A 21,262-nucleotide genomic window follows, 5' to 3' on the forward strand; every position below is an offset into this window, starting at 1 on the left:
CCCACTACAGAGGCAGGTACAAGAGGCGTTAGGCGGCAGGGTTAGGCAGCAGAATCACCAAACAGCGCGCGAGCAACCCGCAAATCCATCGGAGTCGTCACCTTAAACGCATCCGCATCACCGGCAACCGTCAACACCGGCTCGCCCGCCGCCTCCATCGCCATCGCATCATCAGTGAGCAGCTCAGCCTCCTCAGCAGGCAGGGAACGGCTACGCTCATGCGCCGCCAACAGAGCAGCCACCTCAAAACCCTGAGGAGTCTGCACCGCACGCATCTGCGCACGCGAAGGAGTACCCGTCACCAAACCAGCAGAATCCACGGTCTTCACCGTATCCACCACCGGCAACACAGGAATCACCGCACGCACAACACCCTGCGGGCTCTCAGAACCCAGCCCCTCAAGCACACGGTGATACACCTGCGGCGGAGTAAAAGCACGAGCACAATCATGAATCAGCACATAATCCACCGGAACCTGCGCATCCTTCAGAGCATCCAACGCCGCAACCACCGAAGCAGTACGAGTATCACCACCGGCTGTAATCAACGCACCGGCACGGCGGGCATCCTCCAAAAGCTCCGGGCAACTCGCCGAACAATCAGCAGGAACAGTCACCACCACATGCTCAGCAACACCCGAAGCGAGCGCACCCTCCAACGCATAATCCAGCAAAGTACGACCGTGCACACGCACAGCGGCCTTCGGAATCGGCTCACCCAGGCGAGTACCCGAACCAGCCGCCAAAACAATCACAGCAGTATTCGCCGCAGAAGCAGAAGTCATCAATCTCAAGCCCGCCTACGCCTCGAACTTATAGCCCAAGCCGCGAACCGTCACCACATACTGCGGGGCAGAAGAATCCGGCTCAATCTTCGAACGCAGACGCTTAATATGCACGTCCAGGGTCTTCGTATCACCCACATAGTCGGCGCCCCACACGCGCTCAATCAGCTGGCCACGAGTCATCACACGACCCACATTGCGCAACAGAATCTCCAGGAGCTCAAACTCCTTCAGCGGCATAGAAATCTCTTCACCATTAACCGTCACCACATGGCGGTCAATATCCATACGCACCGGGCCGCCCTGCAGCACCGACTCAGTAGCAGAATCAGTCTCCGCCGAACGACGACGCAACACCGCGCGGATACGAGCAATCAGCTCACGCGCAGAATACGGCTTCGTCACATAGTCATCAGCGCCCAGCTCCAGACCCAGCACCTTATCCAGCTCAGAGTCCTTAGCGGTCAACATGATAATCGGGACCGAAGACACCTCACGCAGCTTACGGCACACCTCCATACCGGACATGCCCGGAAGCATCACATCCAGCAGCACCAGATCCGCGCCCTCGCGGTCAAACACCGGCAGAGCATCCAGACCGTTATCTACAACAATCGTCTGGAAACCCTCACGACCCAGCAAAAACGCAAGGGGATCCGAGAGGGCCTCTTCGTCCTCAACAATCAGAATTTTAGACATCAATAACTTCCTTCGATTCCATAAAACCTATACCGCTAACACTACACTGCGACCGGAGGCTCATTCAGCGGCAACGCCAACGTAAACGTCGAACCCTCCTGCGGCATCGACCGAACCGTCACGCTACCACCGTGCTGAGTCATCACATGCTTCACAATACTCAAGCCCAAACCAGTGCCGCCCGTCTGACGCGAACGAGCCGGATCAACCCGGTAAAAACGCTCAAAAATACGCTTCTGCTCGTCCTCCGGAATACCCACGCCCTGATCAGCAACCTCAACCAGCAGCTGATCAGCTACACGGTGCACCCAAATATCCACCTTCGTATGCTCCGGCGAATAACGCACCGCGTTCTCCACCACGTTCTGCACAGCAATACCGAGCAGCTCGGCATCACCGTACACCTCGGGGACCTCCTCGATGCGGGTAGAAATCTGAATGTCCTTCTCCTCCGCCACAATATGCGAACGGTCCACCGCATCAGCCACCAAAGAAGGCACCGACACCGGACCACCACGCGCAATCACATCAGTCGACTGCAGACGCGAAAGCTCAATAATGTCACGCACCAGCGCAGACAGGCGGCGAGTCTCCTTATGCAGACGACCCACAAAATACTCAATCGCCTCCGGGTCATCACTCGCCTGCTCAATAGCCTCAGCCAACAGACTCACCGCACCCACCGGAGTCTTCAACTCATGCGACACATTCGCCACAAAATCATTACGCATACGCTGCACACGAGAAATTTCAGTGCGGTCATCAGCGAGCACCAGAATGTACTCATCCCCCAGCGAAGCAACACGCACGTCCAAGACCAGCGCCTCACCCTCACCGCGGTCAATCTCAAAAGTACGCTCCGCAAAAATACCGCGATGACGCACCGTGCGAATCATATCCGCCAACTCATCAGAGGCCACCGTATGACCGCGCACCAGGCCCATCGCATACGCACCCGGAGAAGCCTGAACCACGCCGCCCACCTCATCAATCACCAGATAGGCGCGACCAATCACAGCAAGCACCTGAGCAGCACCATCACGCAGCGCCGGCGCTGACACCAAGCTACGCTCCTGCTCCCGCTCACTACGCGCCACCGCGTTCATGCTCAGGACGCCCACCAGCAGACCTATCATGCCCGCAATAAAGGCGATCAGACCGGCATCCATGTACTTCCCTTCCATTCGGGTACCCCATAAGTATAAATGTGGCCGATACCCGGCACTCAGGCGAACGCCCCTCTTCTCAAGCAGGCCACCCGTGCAGAAACCCTGCAGAGAACGCAATGAGCCGCCCACCTCAACGGTGGACGGCTCATCACAGTGACAGGGGCGAAACCCTGCCGGAGGTATTACTTACCCTGGTTTGCTACGGCAGCGATAGCGTCCTTAGCAGCCTCGGGGTCCAGGTACTCGCCGGGCTTGACGGGCTGGAAGTTCTCATCCAGCTCGTAGTACAGCGGAATACCGGTGGGGATGTTCAGGCCAGCAATGTCCTCATCGGAAATACCCTCGAGGTGCTTGACCAGCGAACGCAGAGAGTTACCGTGTGCAGCAACCAGAACGGTCTTGCCTGCAGCGAGGTCGGGCTTGATATCCGACTCCCAGTAGGGAAGCATACGACCCAGAACGTCCTTCAGGCACTCGGTGCGAGGAGCGTTCTCAACATCCGCGTAGCGGGGGTCGTGTGCCTGCGAGTAGGGGTCGTTGTCATCCAGCGGGGGCGGCGGGACGTCGTAGGAACGACGCCAAGTCATGAACTTCTCGTCGCCGTATTCCTCGCGAATCTCGGACTTGTTCTTACCCTGCAGAGCACCGTAGTGACGCTCGTTCAGGCGCCAGGTGCGCTTGACGGGAATCCACAGGCGGTCTGCTGCATCCAGTGCAAGGTTTGCGGTGTTGATTGCGCGACGCTGCAGGGAGGTGTGAACAACATCGGGGAGGATGTTGCGCTCTGCCAGCAGCTCGCCGCCGCGCTTAGCCTCAGCGCGGCCCTTATCGGTCAGGTTAACGTCCACCCAACCGGTGAACAGGTTCTTTTCATTCCACTCGGACTGGCCGTGGCGCAGGAGTACTAGTTTGTAAGTCATACCTCTATTTTTTCATTTACCCGCCGGTTTGTCATGCCTCAAGGCCTAGAAAATATGCATTCTCCCAAAAATTTATAAGGGTCTTTATTACCAGAACGAAAGGCTCAAAAACCCCGCCAGAAAAGGGCAAAGCCCCGCACACCACCCGAGCAGGACAAACCCGTCAGGCAGCGCACGAGGCTTCACCATCTATCGCACAAAGCGAGCGCACAAGCTAACGCTAGAAACGGCGGCGACCAACCGAAGGCCACACACCGGCCAGGAACACGCAGCTAATCACAGCAGCCACCAGCTGAAGAATCAGCACAGTATTACCGCCGCCAGTCAGCGCAGCAAAAACGCTAAACAACGACACCGCAGCAGAACCGCCGGTCAAAGCCAGCCACGTGTTCTTCGGGCGCTTACCGGCAAAATCGTACGCGTTCGCCGGAGACATCCACGCACGCACAAAAGCCAGCACACCAACCGCAGCACCGGCAATAGCCAGCAGCGTATCAACAAAAGTGGTCACATACCAGACCAGCAGAATAGGAGACATAGTATTCCTTAGAATCAGCAGCTTCTCTAGACAACCCTAGCAAAGCGCTTAGCGGACGACCTTAAAGGCCTCAACCAAGTCATTGTAAAGGTCATCTACGTTCTCAATACCCACCGACAGGCGCAGCAGAGACTCCGGAATCGAATCCGGCTCGTTACCGTGGCGACGACGACGCTCCACCAGAGACTCCACGCCGCCCAGGGAGGTTGCCGGGGTCCACAGCTTCAGTGCCTCCACGACGTTACGGGCACCCGCGGCGTCCGTATCAAGAGTGACGCACAGAATCGCACCGAAACCGTCCATCTGCTTCTTCGCAATCTCATGACCGCGATGGCTCTCCAGGCCCGGGTAACGCACCTCAGCCACGAAGGGGTGCTCGCTCAGACGCTCTGCAAGCACCTGTGCGTTCTGCACCGCACGCTCCACGCGCAGCGCCAGGGTGCGCAGACCGCGCAGGCCGAGCCACGCCTCCACCGGGCCGGGGATTGCACCATTGGTGATGCGGTGGTGCAGCATCGCCTTGTACAGCTCCTCGTTCGAGGTCAGAGCCATACCCAGCAGCACATCTGAGTGGCCCGCAAGGAACTTCGTAGCGGAGTGAACCACTACGTCTGCACCCAGATCCAGGGGACGCTGCAGAATCGGGGTTGCGAAGGTGTTATCCACCGCGGTCACAATGCCCAAGCGGCGAGCAGCAGAAAGCAGGGCAGGCAGGTCAGCAACCTCAAGCATCGGGTTCGTGGGGCTCTCCAGCCACGCCAGGACCTTCGGCTCCGAGTAGTTCACGTTCTCCGGGGTCACGCCGGTGCGGGATGCGGCATCCTCCATAGCGGCGATAACGCTCTCGGTGTCTTCAATGTCCACGCGAACAAGCTCAATGATGCCGCGGCGTTCCAAATCCTTGCACAGGGTCACCGACGCCATGTATGCGTGCTTAGGAATCAGAACGATGGAACCAACCGGCACCAAGTCGATGACAGCAGCGACAGCAGCCATACCGGAGGGGAACAGCAGACCGGGCTGGGTAGCGTTCTCCAGCTTTGCCACAACCTCTTCCATGCCCTCCCAGGTGGGGTTCGAGAAGCGGGCGTACACGCGGTCCTGCTCAATATTGACGGCGTCCACACCGCGGTAGGTGGAAGAAAGAACGATCGGAGGGTTCACCGGCGCATCATGCTCGTGTGCCGGGCGGCCGCCAGAGACGACGAAGGTCTCTGCGGAGTAATTCATGTCGTGGTTATCTGCACTCATGTCTTTAAGCCTGGCACACCCTGGCATAGAACGCACGTCCGTACGAGTGATAGCACACAGGATTTACATGTTTTTTACCTTTATGCGCGCTCAACCCCACGCGGAGGTATCACCAAAACCGCACCGGTGCTGCTAAGAGACCCGGTACCCTTAAGGGTGATGGATACTCTCAGCTACACCCCCGATGCACAGAATCTTCCCGCTGACCCGACCGGTCGCCGCGGGCTTTTTATCGTGGTCGAAGGAGGCGACGGCGCCGGCAAAACCACCCAGCTCGCCCTGCTGAATGAAGCGCTCAGCGCCCGCGGATACCGTGTCATCACCACCCGCGAACCCGGCGGCACCGAGATTGGTGAGAAGCTTCGCGCCCTCGTCCTGGAAGCAGGTCAGGGCACCATTGATGACCGCACCGAGGCGCTGATTTTTGCGGCGTCCCGCGCGGCTCACGCCTCCCAACTGATTCGCCCCGCGCTCGCTGAGGGCGCCATCGTGCTGAGCGACCGCTATATTGATTCTTCTGCCGCGTACCAGGGCGTAGGCCGTGACCTGGGTATTGAAACCATCGTCGATTTGAGCCGCTGGGCCACCGCCGACCTGGTTCCTGACGCGACCCTATTGCTGAGTGTGCCGCTGAGCGCCGAGCAGGAGCGCATGGACCAGCGCGGCACCGTCGACCGTATTGAGGCTGAAGGCGCCGCGTTCAAGGCACGTATTCACGGTGCGTTCGAGCAGATTGCCCGCGAGGACGCTAACGGTTCGCACCGCATCATTGATGGTGTGGGCACGATTGAGCAGGTGCACGCGCGTGTGCTCGAGGTGATTGAGCCTCTGCTCGCCGCCCGCGAGCTGGTCCGCACCGGCAAGGAGGACTCATGAGCCTCTGGGATACCCTGCTGATTCCTGCCGATAAGCTCCAGCAGCTGCGCACGGATGCCGCCGCTGACCGCCCCACGCACGCTTGGCTTTTCACAGGTGCGACCGGTGCACCTCACCGTGAGGCGGCAAAAATTTTCGCTGCCGCGCTGCTGTGCGAGCAGCCCGACCCGCAGAACCGCGGATGTGGCCAGTGCAAGGGCTGCGTGACCGTCATGAACGGTTCGCACGCAGATTTTACGCACTTTAGTACCGAGGCGACGCACATCAGCATTGACGAGGCGCGCGAGCTGGTCATGAAGGCTCAGGACCGCCCGACCGTGGGTCGCTGGCGCGTGATTCTGGTGGAGGACACCGAGCGCATGCCGGAGCGCACCTCCAATGTGTTGTTGAAGGCGATTGAGGAGCCGCCGCCGCATACGATTTGGTTGTTGACGGCGCCCTCCCCCACCGATGTGCTGGTGACGATTCGTTCGCGGTGCCGCCCGGTGCAGTTGCCGGTTCCCACCGATGCGCAGGTGCACGAGTACCTACTGGCGCACGGTGTGGCTGATCCTTTGGCGCAGCGTGCGGCGCGTCTGGCTCTGGGTGATGCGCAGGAGGGGTACCGTCTGGCGACCGATGAGCAGGCGATGGCTCGTCGGGAGCTGATTACCTCCCTGATTCTGAATGTTCGTTCTATTTCTTCGGCTTTCAACGCAGCCGAGAAGCTCACCGACCTTGCCGACCAGGACGCACAGGCTGTCGCCGCTCTCAAGGATGAGCAGGAACGCCAGGAGCTTCTGGCACTGCTGGGTATTCGCGAGGGTGAGCGTGTTTCGCCGTCTCTACGAGCGCAGGTTCGCCGCTTGGAGGAGCAGCAGAAGCGCCGCGCTAAGCGCGTTTCATCCGATACGCTGCTGCGTTCCGTGGCGCAGGTTCAGACGGTTCTGCGTGATGCGTTGACGGTGGCACTGTCGGCTCAGGCTCCGCTGGTCAATGAGCATTTGCGTGAGCTCCTGGAGGCGTTCTGCACCCGCCGTTCCGCCCAGCAGCTGCTGGAGGATGTGCAGGCGGTCGAGCTGACTCTGCGCCGCCTGCGGACGAACGCGAATGCGCGTCTGGCGCTTGAGGCGTTGATGAGCCGTTTCGTGTATCAGTAGCTTCTTGGTAGCTTATACAGCACAAAGGGGTACAGCACAAAGGGGAGGCACCGAAGAGATAATCTTCGGCGCCTCCCCTTTTCTATTCATTCTCAGCGCCCCTAGAGCTTAGTTGCGGAATCGAGCTTAGTTGCGGAAACCGTGAACCGGCGACGGAATACGACCGCAACGGGCGATGAACGCCTCCGCGCTAGGGGTGTGGGTGGGCATGACGGGTGCGCGACCGAGCAGGCCACCAAATTCGACCATGTCGCCTACGCCCAGGCCGACCGCCGGGATGACGCGAACCGCGGTGGTCTTGTGGTTCATCACGCCGATTGCTGCCTCGTCGGCAATCATTGCGGCGAGGGTCGCGGCGGGGGTGTCGCCGGGAACCGCGACCATGTCCAGACCGACGGAACAGATGGCAGTCATCGCTTCGAGCTTGTCCAGGGTGATGTGTCCGGCGGCTGCGGATTCAATCATGCCGATATCCTCAGAGATCGGAATGAAGGAGCCGGAGAGGCCACCGACATTCGAGCACGCCATGAGGCCGCCCTTCTTCACCGCATCGTTGAGCAGCGCAAGTGCCGCAACGGTGCCGTGGGTACCGACGGTTTCCAGACCCATTTCTTCGAGGATGTGCGCGACCGAGTCGCCAATCTCTGCGGTGGGTGCCAGGGAGAGGTCAATAATGTTGAAGGGTACGCCCAGACGCTCGGAGGCGAGGGTACCAACCAGCTGACCGACGCGGGTAATCTTGAAGGCTGCCTTCTTGATTTCTTCGGCGCAGGTGTCGAAGGATTCGCCGCGGACCTTCTGCAGGGCGCGGTGTACCACGCCGGGGCCGGAGACACCCACGGAGATGGTGGTGTCTGCCTCCTGAACACCGTGGAATGCGCCCGCCATGAAGGGGTTGTCGCTGACGGCGTTCGCGAAGACGACGAGCTTGGCGCAGCCGAAGCCGTGTGCATCCGCGGTCAGGTCTGCGGTGGCGCGGATGGTCTCGCCCATGAGCTTGACTGCGCTCATGTTAATGCCGGCTCGGGAGGATCCGATGTCTACGGAGGAGCAGACCACGTCGGTTTCTGCGAGCGCTCGCGGGATGGAGCGAATCAGCTTCTCGTCGGCGGGGGTCATGCCCTTGTCGACGAGGGCACTGAAGCCGCCGACGAAGTTCACGCCGACTGCCTTAGCTGCCGCGTCGAGGGTGCGAGCGAACTCTACGTAGTCCTCATCGTTGGAGGCGCCTGCCACCAGCGCGATAGGGGTGACGGCGATGCGCTTGTTGACGATTGGGATGCCGAGCTCAGCTTCGATACCTTCGCAGACGCTGACGAGGTTTGCGGCGCGGCTGGTGATCTTGTCGTAGATTTTGCGGCGGGCTACTTCACCGTCGGAGTCGGCGCAGTCGAGCAGGGAGATGCCCATGGTGACGGTGCGAATGTCGAGCTTCTGCTCCTCGATCATTCGAATGGTTTCTAGAATGTTGGTGTTGCGCATAAGTGGAGCCTTAGATGGCGTGCATTGCCTTGAAGATGGATTCTGCCTGGATGCGAATCTGCACCTTCTGTTCGTGCTCAACACCAATCATGGCTTCCTGCAGGTCGATGAGGTTCTGCTGCGCTTCGTCGAAGGAGCAGTGCATGATCATGGTGAAGTATTCGCCCATGATGGTCTGGGAGACGTCGAGGACGTTGACCTTACGCTCGGCGAGGGTTGCGGTCACGGCGGCGATGATGCCTTCGTGGTCGATGCCTGTGACGGTGAGGATGATCTTCACAGTGTTCTCCTAGCAGTTTGGGGCTGCGTACCTGAGGAAGAGGTGCATAAAGGCACAGGTATACGCATATTTATAAGACCAATTATAGGTTACTCAGAACACACTGTGCAGGGTAGACACAAAAATATCCCCTGCATCCCATATTCGGGGCATAAAAAATCCACGCCTTCCCGGTCTGAATAAATACAGGGAAGAACGTGGATTCTTTATTATGTGCCAGTCTTGATGTATCTTTCGACACTCCTTATATCTGGCTAGATTATAACTGTCTAGAAGTTTTAGTTATCGAGGATTATTTCCTAAACATAAGAAGCAATGTACAGCTCGCCATTACCGCTCAAGGTTGCCTCGGAGGGCTCACCCACGTGCAGTACCGACTCGGTGGCGCCCAGCACGAACTCTTCGGTGCCGTTGCCGTCTGCCGCGTGAATGGTGATTTCACCGGATACGCTCAGTGCGGCACTAATACCCTCAAAGGTGTATTCCTGCGGCTTGCCCTCTTCAACGCGGATGCGGGTTACGCTCATGCGCTCATCCCACATGACATAGGTGCCCACGGGTGCGTTATCGGGGGTGGGTTGCTGAATCACGGGGGCGTCCTGGCTTTCGCCGAGAACCTTGATGAGCTCTTCGGTGTCGATGTGCTTTGCGGTCAGACCCGCGCGCATCACGTTATCGGAGGGGTTCATCAGCTCAATGGCGGTACCGGAGACGTAGGCGTGCACCTGGCCGTCGGGGGTGAATGCGGATTCGCCGGGTGCCAGGTGCACCAGGTTCATGACGAATGCGACGAGCAGGCCGCGGTCGCCGGGGTACTTGCCGGCAACAATCTGTACGAGCTCAGCGGCGTCAGCAATGAGCGCGTTTTCGGAGCCGGTCAGCTGTGCTGCCACCTCGATGAGCTGTTCAACAGCGGTTGCGGCAGCGTCTTCGGGCATGCGAATAATCTCGGTCAACAGCTGCTTGGGGGTAAGCTCCACGCGCTCTGCCAGCCAGTCAGCTTTGAATGCCCTCGCCAGTTCTGCCAGCTGCGCGGAGGTGCGCACACCGGTGAGCACACGCATCGGGGTCAGCGCAATGACGGTTTCGGGCTTGGAGTAGCGGTCCTTGTAGTTGCGGTGCGGCGCGTCAATCGCGATGCCGCGTGCCTGCTCGTCCTCGAAGCCAGCAATAGCCTGCTCGGGGGTGGGGTGCACCTGAATCGACAGGGGTGCATCAATCGCAAGGATCTTAAAGAGGAAAGGGAACCAGTCGGAGGTACGGTCCGGGCGCAGGAAACGGGAGGGCTCAGCCTGAATCAGTTCGTTGAGCGGGGACTCGGTGCCGTCAACGGTTGCGCGGGAGGGAGCAGCCGGATGCGCACCAACCCACACCTCAGCCTCGGGCTGCTCGGTGGGTACGGGCACGCCACGCATGCGTCCGAGAATTTCGCGGGAACCCCACGCATAATTCTGAATCTGGTTTTTTAGGGAAAAAATCTCACCCATGGGGGGAAATACCTCTCGACGTGAGTTGTCTGGAGTAAGTGACGTGATAAAAAACCCATACATTCAGCGGAATTTATAAGGTTTTACCTGCCCATTATAGAGGCTACTTGCACTTCTTTACCGCTAAAATAAAAGGCGTGACTACTATTAATCTACATGACTCATTCAAAGCGTACGACGTGCGTGGCATCGTCGGCGAAACCATTACCGCAGAGACTGTTCGCGCTACTGGCGCGGCTTTCGTAGACGTTCTGGGCCTGGAGGGCCAGACTATCCTGGTCGGCGGCGACATGCGCCCCTCCTCCCCCGAATTCATGGATGCATTCGCCCAGGGTGCAACCGCTCGCGGTGCAAATGTTGAGAAGATCGGTCTGATCTCCACTGACGTTCTGTACTTCGCATGTGGCGTTGAGAACGCTGCCGGTGTTACCTTCACCGCTAGCCACAACCCCGCAGAGTACAACGGCATGAAGATGGCTAAGGCTGGCGCTGTTCCGCTGTCTTCCGAGTCCGGTCTGTTCGACATCCGTGACCTGGCTCAGAAGTACCTGGATTCGGGCGAGATTCCTTCGGTTGAGAAGGTCGGCACCGTTTCTGAGAAGGACATCCTCAAGCCCTACGCAGAGTACCTGCGCAAGCTGGTTGACCTGTCTTCCATCCGCCCCCTGAAGGTTGTTGTTGACGCTGGTAACGGCATGGGTGGTATGACCACTCCCGCTGTTCTGGGCGACACCATCCTGCCGGGTCTGCCCCTGGAAATCGTTCCCCTGTACTTCGAGCTGGACGGTACCTTCCCGAACCACCCGGCTAACCCGCTGGAGCCGGCTAACCTGGTTGACCTGCAGAAGGCTGTTGTTGAGCACGGTGCTGACATTGGTCTGGCATTCGACGGCGACGCTGACCGCTGCTTCGTCATCGATGAGAAGGGTGAGCCCGTCACTCCTTCGGCTGTGACCGCTCTGGTTGCTGAGCGCGAGATTGCTCGTGCAAAGGCTGAGGGTAACGAAGAGCCCGTCATCATCTACAACCTGATCACCTCGAAGGCTGTTCCCGAGCTGGTTGAGAAGCTGGGCGGCCGCGCAGTGAAGACCCGCGTGGGCCACTCCTTCATCAAGGCTGTTATGGCCAAGGAGAACGGCGTGTTCGGTGGCGAGCACTCCGCTCACTACTACTTCAAGGACTTCTTCAACGCAGACACCGGTATGCTCGCTGCAATGCACGTGCTGGCTGCTCTGGGTGGCGGCGACCAGCCCCTCTCCGAGATTAGCGCAAAGTACTCCCCGTACGTTGCCTCCGGCGAGATTAACTCCGAGATCGAAGACAAGGCTGCCGCTGTGGACCGCGTTCGTGCACACTACGCTAACGCTCCCGTGGTTGTTGAGGACTCCGACGGCACCACCTTCACCAACACCGAAGAGGGTTGGTGGGTTAACCTGCGTCCTTCGAACACCGAGCCTTTCCTGCGCCTGAACCTTGAGGCACCGGATGTTGCGACTATGGAGCGCGTCCGCGACGAGGTTCTGGCTCTGGTTCGCCAGGGCTAAGCACTAGCTAGCTACTAAAAATCCCGCCTCGCAGATTCGTCTGCGGGGCGGGATTTTTATCTTGAGTTCTAAAAACCCGGCTAGGTTCTTCTGTCTAAGAGGAAGAACCTAGCCGGGTTTAAGAAACCTAGCGGACGAGCCGGCTTACGGGGTTTTTACGCCTCGCGTGCCTGGTCGTGGAGCATCCACTGGTCCGGGCCGAAGATTTCGTAGTTGATGTTCTTGCCGGGAACGCCTGCCTCCACCAGTGCGGAGCGTACGCCCTGCATGAAGGGCAGCGGGCCACAGAGGTAGACGTTAGCGTTGGCGGGAACATCCAGCTTGGAGACGTCGACGCGACCGGTGAAGTCGCCGCCTTCGCCCTCGATGAAGGAGACGAGGCGTGCGTTGGGCAGCTTGCCGACGAGCTCGGTGAGCTCTTCGCGCAGGGGCCAGGTGTCCAGGCGGCGGTCTGCGTGGACCACGGTCACGGGGCGCTCGGAGCCCTTCTCAACCAGCTCGGAGAGGAAGCTGAGCATGGGGGTGGTGCCAATACCTGCGGAGAAGAGGTACAGGGGCGCCTCAGGGTCGCCAAAGCCTTCCAGAGTCAGGTCACCGTAGGGGTTAGAGATCTCGACGACGTCGCCGATCTTCAGTTCGTGCAGGATGGAGGTCATCTCGCCGTTGGGGTCGAGCTTCACACCGATGCGGCGCTGGTTCTTTTCGCTGGGCAGCAGGGTGTACTGGCGTGCCTGGCGCAGACCGTCACGTGCGGGAACGACGATGGAGATGTACTGGCCGCCCTTGGACTCGGTCATGGGGGTCTCATCGGCGGGCTCGAAGGTCAGCACGACGACGTTCTCGCCGGTCTCCTTACGGTCAACGACCTTGAAGGGTGCGAACATGACATCGTTTGCCTGGGATGCGTACAGGCCCTTCTCCAGCTTGATGAGGGCGTTGCCCATGAGCCAGTAGACCTCGGTCCATGCCTCAACGATTTCGGGGGTTGCCAGATCGCCGAGGTTAGCGGCGATTGCCTCGAAGAGGTACTTGTAGACGGTGGGGTACTCTTCTTCCTTCAGGCCCAGGGAGGCGTGCTTGTGAGCAACGCGGGAGAGGACTTCGTCGGGGTAGGAGTCCGGGTGCTCAACGATGTAGGAAGCGAACACAGCGATGGAGCCTGCAAGTGCGCGGGGCTGGGTGCCTTCGAGCTGAGAGGAGCGGGAGAACATGCCGTCCATCAGGTCGGGGCGAGCGGCGAACATTCGACGGTAGAAGTCGGGGGTGATGTCGTTGATGCGCTCAGCAATGATGGGCAGCGTTGCCTCAATAATGGGGCGGGACTTCTCGGAGAGCATGTCTTGCCTTCTTCCTGTGTGGTCACCTGGTCGTTGTGATGATGCCCTTGATATGTGTGATGCTGGGGCGTTCACTCGGACAGCTCAGTTGGTGACGAAGTGTTTATAAAGCACCCTTACCGTAGCATTTTGCGGGGTGCTTGCGCTGTGTGCAGGTCATGCTCTGAGGGTTATTTGGCACTGTGGATGCGACTTATGGTTCACCCTGACTCAAAGATAGAGTTGCGCGTCACACTATATATTTTCAGCCGCACTTCTACAATCGGCGGGTGACCAGCCTGGAAACATGTATAAAAATACCGAAGTGAAAATATATTTACCTAGGAAAGTATGCAGTGTGGTGCAAAAATGAATATGGTCACATTTTCTGCATTTGAAAAGCAAATTTGCAATATTCTGCATTTACTGCACAAATTTAGGACTCACGCAGGTTCCAGCAGTCACGCAAGCAGCGACAAAATACTCCCCACTCCCCTCGAAAACCCTGCAAGAAACCCCTACAAGAAAGCCGAGAGACCCCCGCGTGAACCGCCCAGCAGCCCCCGCATCAACCGCAGAAACGCCCTAAACTTCGTGTTAAAAACTCTATGGAGCCTCCCACCGGAAAGCTCCACAGGTACCACGTATTCCTTTAACGTGCAGGCTTAGCGCACAGTCAGCGCATTCTCCGGAGGCGCGAAGCCTAGCTCCACAAATACCGGACCAACAGGGCGCGCACCAGCGGTCAGCTCGCTAATGACGACCGAATCAACCGATGCGTAGAACGCCTCACGAGCCTTCGCCAAAACATTGCGCAGGCGGCAGAACTTATCCAACGGACAGTGGCCATTCTCATCCTCGCACTCAATCATGGGAATATCACCCTCAGTAGCACGAAGAACAGTGCCGACGGTCGCAGAGCGGCCCGCATCCGAGAGCATAACGCCGCCGGAACGACCGCGGGTCGAATCCAAATAACCCATGTTCACGAGGAAGGCCACAGCCTTCGCCACATGGTTGTAGGGGGTATCCACTCCCTCAGCAATCTTCTGGGTAGAAAGCTTCTGACCGGGCTCCAGTGCAGACAGGAGCATCAGAACGCGGAGCGAGACATCCGAGAATGCTGTCAAACGCATGGATACTCCTTCTATCTTTCTCGTGATACCGCCGCTTCTACATCGACGGCAACAAATGCTCCGAACCAGCCAAGGCACAGAGCGCTCAAAATCTTACATTGGAATTGTATAGGGGTAGCAAGAGAGGCAAGAAATTATGATCAGCCACTTCTGTGCCCCAACCACCCCGGCAGGAATTTTAAAGTATCTCTCAAGAGCAAGTGGACTGCATAGCCTTACATTCACACCTTTGCGAGAAAACTTATCATTCCCCCAGCTGACGGGGATTCAATTTTTCCCCGAACAGGAGGAAGGGGCGGAACCTCACGGCGAGATTCCGCCCCTTCAAGGCGCTAAACCTTAGGTATTAGCTGGAGTGTCTTAGTCCTCCAGGGCCTTAGCCAGAGCGTCGCGCTGTTCGCGAACCTCAACAGGCAACTTGTCGCCGAACTTCTCAAGCCACTCGTCGATGCCGGGCAGCTCAGCAGCCCATTCTTCCTTCGAGACAGCCAGAGCAGCCTTCAGTTCTTCCTCGGAGATTTCCAGACCGGTCAGATCCAGGTCTTCCTTGGTGGGAACGGTGCCCAGGAAGGTCTCCTGGCCACCAGCCTTGCCGTCGAGGCGGTCGAAGATCCACTTCACAACGCGAGAGTTCTCGCCGAAGCCGGGCCATGCGAAGCCGCCATCGGGGGTGCGGCGGAACCAGTTGACGTAGTAGACCTTCGGCATGTTCTCGGTACCGTGCTTCTTGCCCAGATCCAGCCAGTGCTTGAAGTAGTCACCAGCGTTGTAGCCGATGAAGGGCAGCATTGCCATCGGGTCGCGGCGAATCACGCCGACAGCGCCCTTAGCAGCCGCGGTGGTCTCGGAGGAGAGGGTAACTGCGCGGAAGACGCCCTGCTCCCAGCTCTCGGACTCGGAAACCAGCGGGATGGTGGTCTTACGGCGACCGCCCAGAACGATAGCGCTCAGCGGCACACCCTCGGGATCGTAGTACTCGGGAGCGAGCATGTCGACCTGGGATGCGGGGGTGCAGAAGCGGGAGTTCGGGTGAGCTGCCGGGCGGCCGGACTCGGGGGTCCAGTCCTGACCGGTCCAGTCAATCAGGTGCTCGGGAGCCTCATCGGTCTTACCCTCCCACCAGACGGAGCCGTCGTCGGTCAGTGCAACGTTGGTGAAGATGGTGTTGCCCTTGGCGATAGCCTTCATAGCGTTCGGGTTGGTGGAGTAACCGGTGCCCGGTGCCACGCCGAACAGGCCAGCCTCGGGGTTGACCACGCGTGCCTGGTGGTTCTCATCGAACTCGATCCATGCGATGTCGTCGCCGACCATCTCAGCCTTCCAGCCGTCAATGGTGGGTTCCATCATTGCGAAGTTGGTCTTGCCACATGCGGAAGGGAACGCTGCGGAGATGTAGCGAACCTTGCCCTCGGGGTTGGTGACCTTCAGGATGAGCATGTGCTCTGCCATCCAGCCCTCATCGCGACCGATAACGGATGCGATACGCAGTGCGTAGCACTTCTTACCGAGCAGTGCGTTACCGCCGTAGCCGGAGCCGAAGGACCAGATTTCGCGGGTCTCGGGGAACTGGACGATGTACTTCTCGGGGTTGCAAGGCCAGGGAACATCTTCCTGACCGGGCTCCAGGGGTGCACCAACAGAGTGCAGAGCCTTGACGAAGAAGCCGTTGGTCTCGTTCAGCTTGGCAAGAACGTCCTTACCAATGGTTGCCATGATGCGCATGGAGCAGACAACGTATGCGGAGTCGCTGAGCTCAACAGCAATCTTGGGGTTCTTAGCCTTCAGGGAGCCCATGACGAAGGGAATGACGTACAGGGTACGACCGCGCATGGAGCCCTCGAACAGACCGGTCAGGGTCTGCTTCATTTCGACGGGGTCGCGCCAGTTGTTGGTCGGGCCTGCGCCTTCTTCAGTCTCGGAGCAGATGAAGGTGCGCTCCTCGACACGTGCAACGTCGTCGGGATCGGAGAAAGCTGCGTAAGAGTTCGGGAATTCGTGATCGCTGAGGCGAACGAAGGTACCGGCGTCAACCAGTTCCTGTGCCAGGCGGTCATATTCTTCCTGGGAGCCATCGACCCAGTAGATGTGTGCGGGCTGGGTCAGTGCCGCAACCTCGCGAACCCATTCCAGAAGACCCTGGTGGGTGGTGGGTGCGCTCTGCAGCTCCTTTTCGAGTTCGGCAGAGAGAGTACGAGTTGAGGTGTCAGCCATTGACGTTTTCCCCTTCATTCGGTGGCCCGGATACTACGTTGATCCGGTTAGGTCTGCGGTAACAAAGAAGCAGTTAAACACTACAAGCGTGCAAACAAATGTGAATATGCACGCTTGGACAGTCTCCACTTCCTCGTGATGCTTACAGAATAACGCATTAATGGTCTGCAGAGCTTTCTATGACACCATTTCTTAAGTTCTGCGCATCACATTCTTTTGGCGCGGAAAGATTTTTTGGAGGATTTTGAGGTAATTCGGCAGGGTCGAGGAGGGTGTTCTGGGTGTCCTCGAGGTAGGTTTTGGGGTGGAACAAAAATATTTTAAAAAATTTTTGCGAGCGCGAAACCCCCGGAATTATGCGGCAAAACGGGGCATTAAAGGGTCTTTCGGAGGCGGTTTTAGGCTAATTTCGAGTTTTTCGGCTTGCGCCCCCTCGGGGACATCCGTATAGTAGTACCTGTTGCCGCGACGGGTTGAAGAAATCCGAAGCGAGGAACATGCGCCTGTAGCTCAACGGATAGAGCATCTGACTACGGATCAGAAGGTTGGGGGTTCGAATCCCTTCGGGCGCACCACCGATCCCCGGTTCTTCGGAACCGGGGATTTTTTGTGTCTCCAGAAATACGCCCGGAAAGTGCCCCGCCGAAAGTACCTCGCCGCAAGCGCCGGATACAACGCAAACCACCGCGCTCACGACAGGCGGCGCGGCGCGCAGAAGCCACAGTGCATGGAGATGCCCATATAGGAGACGCCTGTATAGAGGTGTAGCAAAGACGCTTCAACCGCCTCATCCGCACCCAACAGCTGTTGCAAAAGTGCGTTTCAACCTGTGAATCCACAGATTTACGCGCCCAGATGACGTGCCCCGGGGCACACCCGCCAAAAAACGCATAGGATGGAAAGAAGACCCTCCACGCATAGGTTGGAGAGCAGACAACGCGAAGGAGCACTATGGCACAGCTATCCATTCCGCAGTCCCTGATAGGTGCACTCATCGATATAGCCGATCTGGGAACACTCGATTACTTCCCGCCCACCGAACGATGCGCCCACTGGTCCCTCTATGACGCGCAGCGCCAGGAGCTTCTCTGCCCCTGCGCACCCGCCGCCAACACCACCACGGAGAAGCTCTTTGAGGCCGCGGCGAAGATTCTCTACGAGAATTTCCCCCGATATATCGACTCGCCCGAGGAAATCATTCCTTATACTTCCCGCCAGGAACTCGTTGCCGCCCTACGCCGCGGCGATGAGGAGCCCAGCGACACTAAGCCTCTTGAAGAGGAACAGAACGACCTGCAGGCAACCGAAGCTACCGCAGACTCCACGGCTGAGGCTCCCGTTGCAGAGGCCAACGAGGGTGTAGTTACTGAGGACGCCGCGGTGAGCGCAGCCGCCACTCCCAAGCCTGCAGCCCCGAAGCTCGCGCCTTCCCCCGCGCTCTTTGCCGCCCGCGCGGCACAGGCACCCGCCCCGACTCCCAGCCCGGCTCCCAGCGCGCCGGAAGAAGCATCTGTGGAAGCGCCCGCAGAGGCAACTGCAGAAAAGACGGTTCCTGTACCGACCCCCGCCACGGTTACCCCCGCGGCACCCAAGCCGGCGGCGCCGAAGCCCGCAGCTCCTACATCTGTAGCACCCAAGCCTGCAGTGCCGACTCCCGGTGCACCCTCCCCCGGTATGTTCCGCAAGTCCACGCTGACCTACCGCCCGCCGCGCATCGATGAGTACCTGGAGGGTCTGCGTGCCCGGCAGCAGGCCGCCGAAGAAGCCGCGGAAGCTACTCATACGGCAGTAGCTAGCGAGCAGGCACCTGCTGAAGAGCTGCCCGCGCTCAGCCAGTCCCTACCGAGCGCGCCCACTACCCCAAAGACGAGTGCCCCGAAGCCGAGTGCGCCGAAGCCCGCCACTCAGCCGGTAGCCGCCGAACCGACCGCCCCTCGCGGTGTCAGCGAAGAGGATCGCGAACGCAGCTACCGCCTGCGCCCGAGCCTGCGTGCCCGCCTCGAACGCGAAAATATCAGCGAAGAGCTCGTGCGCACCATCCTGCGTGAAGGCGCGGCAGAACGCCTCAACGACTGGACGATTCGCTTCACCCACGACGACTACCGTGTGGACGTCAACACCGCCTCCGCCGAAGTCATTACCGTCATTGACGAATACGACGCCGAATACAACGAAGCGGCACAGGTATCCTTGGCGTACGGCGAATACAACTCGCTCAACGCCCTGGAACTCGAATTCAGCGAGCGCGCCCGCACCTTCTTGAAGAAGAACCCGCCCTTCGTCTTCGATCTGATGCTTCAGGCGCTGAGCAACCCCGAGAGCGTGCGCATGGCTGAAGGCTGGACCCGCATCTACGCGGCGCAGGGTCTGGAAATTGCGATTTCGCCCGATGAGCGGACCGTTCTGGCCCTGGCGAAGACCCCGGACTTCCACGTTCTGCACGCCGAAGCCCTGCGCAAGGCACAGCTGGAAGAGCTCAGTAATACCCTGGCGAAGCAGGCAGAACATCAAGTAGCCCAGGCAGAAAACACCACCGAGGAGGAGAAATAATGTCCGCTAAGCAGATTACCGTTCCTCTTGAGGTGTACGTTCGCCTGCAGGAGCTTGCCTCCCTCGCCGCCTATAGTTACCGCGATGAGCAGGGCTCCGAAGAGAACACTGCATACGATAAGCCCTGGGATTTGCTCTCCAAGGACGGCGCCTCCCTGCTCGATGAGAACGGCGCGCTCAAGCCCGAAGCGGCAGAGCTCTACTTCACCCTCCTGCCGCTCATTGCCCAGGAATTCGTGCAGCAGCAGCAGGCACTCGTGGACGCGTACCGTCAGGCACCCAAGCCCGCCGCCGCACGCGCCAAGATTCGCCCCTCCAACCAGCGCCTCATTCCGCTGACCGAGGTGCCGCTGGAGAACCAGCGTATTGCCGCGCGCATCGAGAAGGAATTCTACGGCGACGTGCCGCCGCGCCGCCGCATCTACGGTGTGCTCCCCGGCGTGATGGATTACATGATGCGCCACGGGCTAACCTACGAGCTGCTACTGGACATTATCGAATCCCCCGCAAGCACCGTGGTTCAAGAAAGCGCGCAAGAGAACCGCTACGGCCGCGAAGTCACCCTCTACACGCATGAAGAGGAAGGCTACCAGGTGGTGCTCAACCCCCTGACCGCCGAAGTGCTCGCGCTACGCCCGCTGCAGGCTCTCGCCGGAGGCTACCAGCTCTCCCCCGAGGCTCAGGCTCAGCTCAAGTCGCTCGGACTGACCGGCGAGTACATTGCCCGCATCCTTGATGAAGCTGAGGACCGCCGCCCGATTCCCGGCAGTAGCCGCACCGTGTACTCACTCAACGGCTACCAGGTGGAGTTCTCGCACTCCGACCAGCAGGTCATTCGTATTAGTCGCGGCACCGCGCCCAGCCGTAACCCCTTCGAGTCGCAGCCGAGGATGAGCGGCACGAAGAGGCAGCGCGGCCGCAAGATCCCGCACGATGTGGATGCGTTCGTGCAGCTGTTGCAGGAGCACGGCTTCACCATCACCATGGGCGGTAAGCACTACGATATTCGCCACGAGAAGCTGGCTCCGGGTCAGAAGGCGGTCACCTCCGTGACCCCCTCGGATTCGCAGCGTTGGCACCTGAACTCGGCACGCCAGATCCGCAATACCTTCGGTATCGACCTGCGCTACGCCGATCCGCGCGATAGCGTGCGCGGTATTGTGCGCGGCCCCGGAGGAAGCATCCAGAATGCCGATCACCGCAACGCTGAAAAGCAGGATGCCGAGAAGAGCGCGGAGAAGACGGCGGAGAAGGAATCCGAGTAGCTCTTCGTCACAGTTGAAGCATAGCCGTTGAAGCGCGCCCGCGTGCCGGTTCTTTATACTGCCCCCAGCATGTCTTTGCATCTGGGGGCAGTATTTATATGCGCCTATATCCCGCGTTGTCAGGGCAATACGGGGTAGACTGGGGGCAATACAGACATGCTATTCAGCATAAAAATTAATATGCGTTCCCGTGATATGCGTGACGGTAGGGTTGGGGATACACCACAAAGTACGGTGAATAACAGCCCCTACCTCTACAATAGAAACGCATCACTACAGAAGAAGGAGAACGCATGGGCGTAACGATTAAGGTCACTGACGAAGCAGGCGTAAACTACGACATTCAGTGGGAAGACCACCACACCCTCCTGGAAGCCCTCCAGGCTAACGGCGTGCCGGTCCTCGCAACCTGCGGTGGTAACGCATCCTGCGCTACCTGCCACGGCTTCATCGACCCCGAGCACTTCGAGGCTTCCGGTGAGCGCACCGAAGCTGAGCAGGACCTGCTCGACATGGTCGACGATGTCGCCAACGAGTACTCTCGCCTGTGCTGCCAGGTCGAGTACGCCCCCGGTATGGACGGAGCAGAAATCCAAATGCAGGCGGCGATGTAA

Annotated in this window: 18 protein-coding genes and 1 tRNA gene; 7 read left to right on the top strand and 12 right to left on the bottom strand. The window is 59.1% G+C overall.

The genetic code is table 11. The features are described 5' to 3' along the window. Positions 1 to 41: 41 nt before the first annotated feature. From ispD to LPB405_RS03410, 6 genes are all read right to left on the bottom strand, one after another. Positions 42 to 785 carry a 2-C-methyl-D-erythritol 4-phosphate cytidylyltransferase gene (gene ispD / locus LPB405_RS03385; RefSeq protein WP_219101898.1) on the bottom strand — a complete coding sequence of 248 codons (744 nt, stop codon included), beginning with the start codon at positions 783 to 785 and terminating at the stop codon, positions 42 to 44. Between the two features lie 15 nt (positions 786 to 800). Beyond that, positions 801 to 1,484 carry a response regulator transcription factor gene (locus tag LPB405_RS03390; protein WP_005507150.1) on the bottom strand — a complete coding sequence of 228 codons (684 nt, stop codon included), beginning with the start codon at positions 1,482 to 1,484 and terminating at the stop codon, positions 801 to 803. 41 nt (positions 1,485 to 1,525) lie between these two features. Next, a complete protein-coding gene (locus LPB405_RS03395) occupies positions 1,526 to 2,668 on the bottom strand; it encodes a sensor histidine kinase (RefSeq protein WP_257604970.1) in 1,143 nt (380 codons plus the stop codon). A 167-nt stretch (positions 2,669 to 2,835) separates the two neighbouring features. Next, positions 2,836 to 3,573: a phosphoglyceromutase gene (locus tag LPB405_RS03400; protein ID WP_005507152.1), complete on the bottom strand. Its 738-nt coding sequence runs from the start codon at positions 3,571 to 3,573 to the stop codon at positions 2,836 to 2,838. Between the two features lie 220 nt (positions 3,574 to 3,793). After that, a complete protein-coding gene (locus tag LPB405_RS03405) occupies positions 3,794 to 4,111 on the bottom strand; it encodes a DUF2516 family protein (RefSeq protein WP_219101899.1) in 318 nt (105 codons plus the stop codon). Positions 4,112 to 4,159: 48 nt separating this feature from the next. Next, positions 4,160 to 5,362, bottom strand: a complete 1,203-nt coding sequence (locus LPB405_RS03410; RefSeq protein ID WP_219101900.1) for a trans-sulfuration enzyme family protein — start codon at positions 5,360 to 5,362, stop codon at positions 4,160 to 4,162. A 159-nt stretch (positions 5,363 to 5,521) separates the two neighbouring features. Between LPB405_RS03410 and tmk the strand changes: the two genes are divergently transcribed. Both tmk and LPB405_RS03420 read left to right on the top strand, forming a co-directional pair. After that, complete coding sequence (gene tmk / locus LPB405_RS03415; protein WP_083313453.1) at positions 5,522 to 6,238, top strand: dTMP kinase; 717 nt, start codon at positions 5,522 to 5,524, stop codon at positions 6,236 to 6,238. Beyond that, complete coding sequence (locus LPB405_RS03420) at positions 6,235 to 7,377, top strand: DNA polymerase III subunit delta' (RefSeq protein WP_219101901.1); 1,143 nt, start codon at positions 6,235 to 6,237, stop codon at positions 7,375 to 7,377. Before tmk ends, LPB405_RS03420 begins: the two co-directional genes overlap by 4 nt. 126 nt (positions 7,378 to 7,503) lie before the next feature. Here LPB405_RS03420 and LPB405_RS03425 read toward each other — a convergent pair whose 3' ends face one another. The 3 genes from LPB405_RS03425 to manA form a co-directional block, all read right to left on the bottom strand. Beyond that, positions 7,504 to 8,859 carry a PFL family protein gene (locus LPB405_RS03425; RefSeq protein WP_219101902.1) on the bottom strand — a complete coding sequence of 452 codons (1,356 nt, stop codon included), beginning with the start codon at positions 8,857 to 8,859 and terminating at the stop codon, positions 7,504 to 7,506. A 10-nt stretch (positions 8,860 to 8,869) separates the two neighbouring features. Beyond that, positions 8,870 to 9,139, bottom strand: a complete 270-nt coding sequence (locus LPB405_RS03430; protein WP_049340339.1) for an ACT domain-containing protein — start codon at positions 9,137 to 9,139, stop codon at positions 8,870 to 8,872. Between the two features lie 299 nt (positions 9,140 to 9,438). Further along, entirely contained in the window at positions 9,439 to 10,626 is a 1,188-nt protein-coding gene (manA, locus tag LPB405_RS03435) for a mannose-6-phosphate isomerase, class I (RefSeq protein ID WP_219101903.1), read from the bottom strand. A 137-nt stretch (positions 10,627 to 10,763) separates the two neighbouring features. Here manA and LPB405_RS03440 point away from each other — a divergent pair, with 137 nt between their 5' ends. After that, the gene (locus tag LPB405_RS03440; protein WP_049340335.1) at positions 10,764 to 12,170 is read left to right on the top strand and encodes a phosphomannomutase/phosphoglucomutase; all 1,407 of its coding nucleotides are present in this window, start codon (positions 10,764 to 10,766) and stop codon (positions 12,168 to 12,170) included. A 155-nt stretch (positions 12,171 to 12,325) separates the two neighbouring features. Here the strand turns inward: LPB405_RS03440 and LPB405_RS03445 are convergent, their stop codons facing one another. The 3 genes from LPB405_RS03445 to LPB405_RS03455 form a co-directional block, all read right to left on the bottom strand. Then, positions 12,326 to 13,507 (bottom strand): FAD-binding oxidoreductase, encoded by a 1,182-nt coding sequence (locus LPB405_RS03445; protein ID WP_219101904.1) that lies wholly within the window; start codon positions 13,505 to 13,507, stop codon positions 12,326 to 12,328. Positions 13,508 to 14,151: 644 nt separating this feature from the next. Then, positions 14,152 to 14,622: an RrF2 family transcriptional regulator gene (locus LPB405_RS03450; protein ID WP_219101905.1), complete on the bottom strand. Its 471-nt coding sequence runs from the start codon at positions 14,620 to 14,622 to the stop codon at positions 14,152 to 14,154. A gap of 360 nt (positions 14,623 to 14,982) precedes the next feature. Next, positions 14,983 to 16,833, bottom strand: coding sequence for a phosphoenolpyruvate carboxykinase (GTP) (locus tag LPB405_RS03455; RefSeq protein ID WP_219101906.1), 1,851 nt, complete (start codon positions 16,831 to 16,833; stop codon positions 14,983 to 14,985). A gap of 499 nt (positions 16,834 to 17,332) precedes the next feature. On the opposite strand from LPB405_RS03455, the gene LPB405_RS03460 reads away from it, so the two are divergent. The 4 genes from LPB405_RS03460 to LPB405_RS03475 all read left to right on the top strand — a co-directional run bounded on the left by LPB405_RS03460 (position 17,333) and on the right by LPB405_RS03475 (position 21,262). Next, positions 17,333 to 17,408: transfer RNA gene (locus tag LPB405_RS03460), tRNA-Arg, on the top strand. Between the two features lie 376 nt (positions 17,409 to 17,784). Beyond that, positions 17,785 to 19,383, top strand: a complete 1,599-nt coding sequence (locus tag LPB405_RS03465; protein WP_219101907.1) for a DNA repair protein — start codon at positions 17,785 to 17,787, stop codon at positions 19,381 to 19,383. Beyond that, positions 19,383 to 20,648: a cell wall biosynthesis glycosyltransferase gene (locus LPB405_RS03470; RefSeq protein WP_219101908.1), complete on the top strand. Its 1,266-nt coding sequence runs from the start codon at positions 19,383 to 19,385 to the stop codon at positions 20,646 to 20,648. Before LPB405_RS03465 ends, LPB405_RS03470 begins: the two co-directional genes overlap by 1 nt. Before the next feature lie 293 nt (positions 20,649 to 20,941). Continuing rightward, positions 20,942 to 21,262, top strand: coding sequence for a 2Fe-2S iron-sulfur cluster-binding protein (locus LPB405_RS03475; protein ID WP_005507166.1), 321 nt, complete (start codon positions 20,942 to 20,944; stop codon positions 21,260 to 21,262).

This window comes from Rothia mucilaginosa, from assembly GCF_019334805.1.
In the GTDB taxonomy this organism is placed as follows: Bacteria; Actinomycetota; Actinomycetes; order Actinomycetales; family Micrococcaceae; genus Rothia; species Rothia mucilaginosa_C.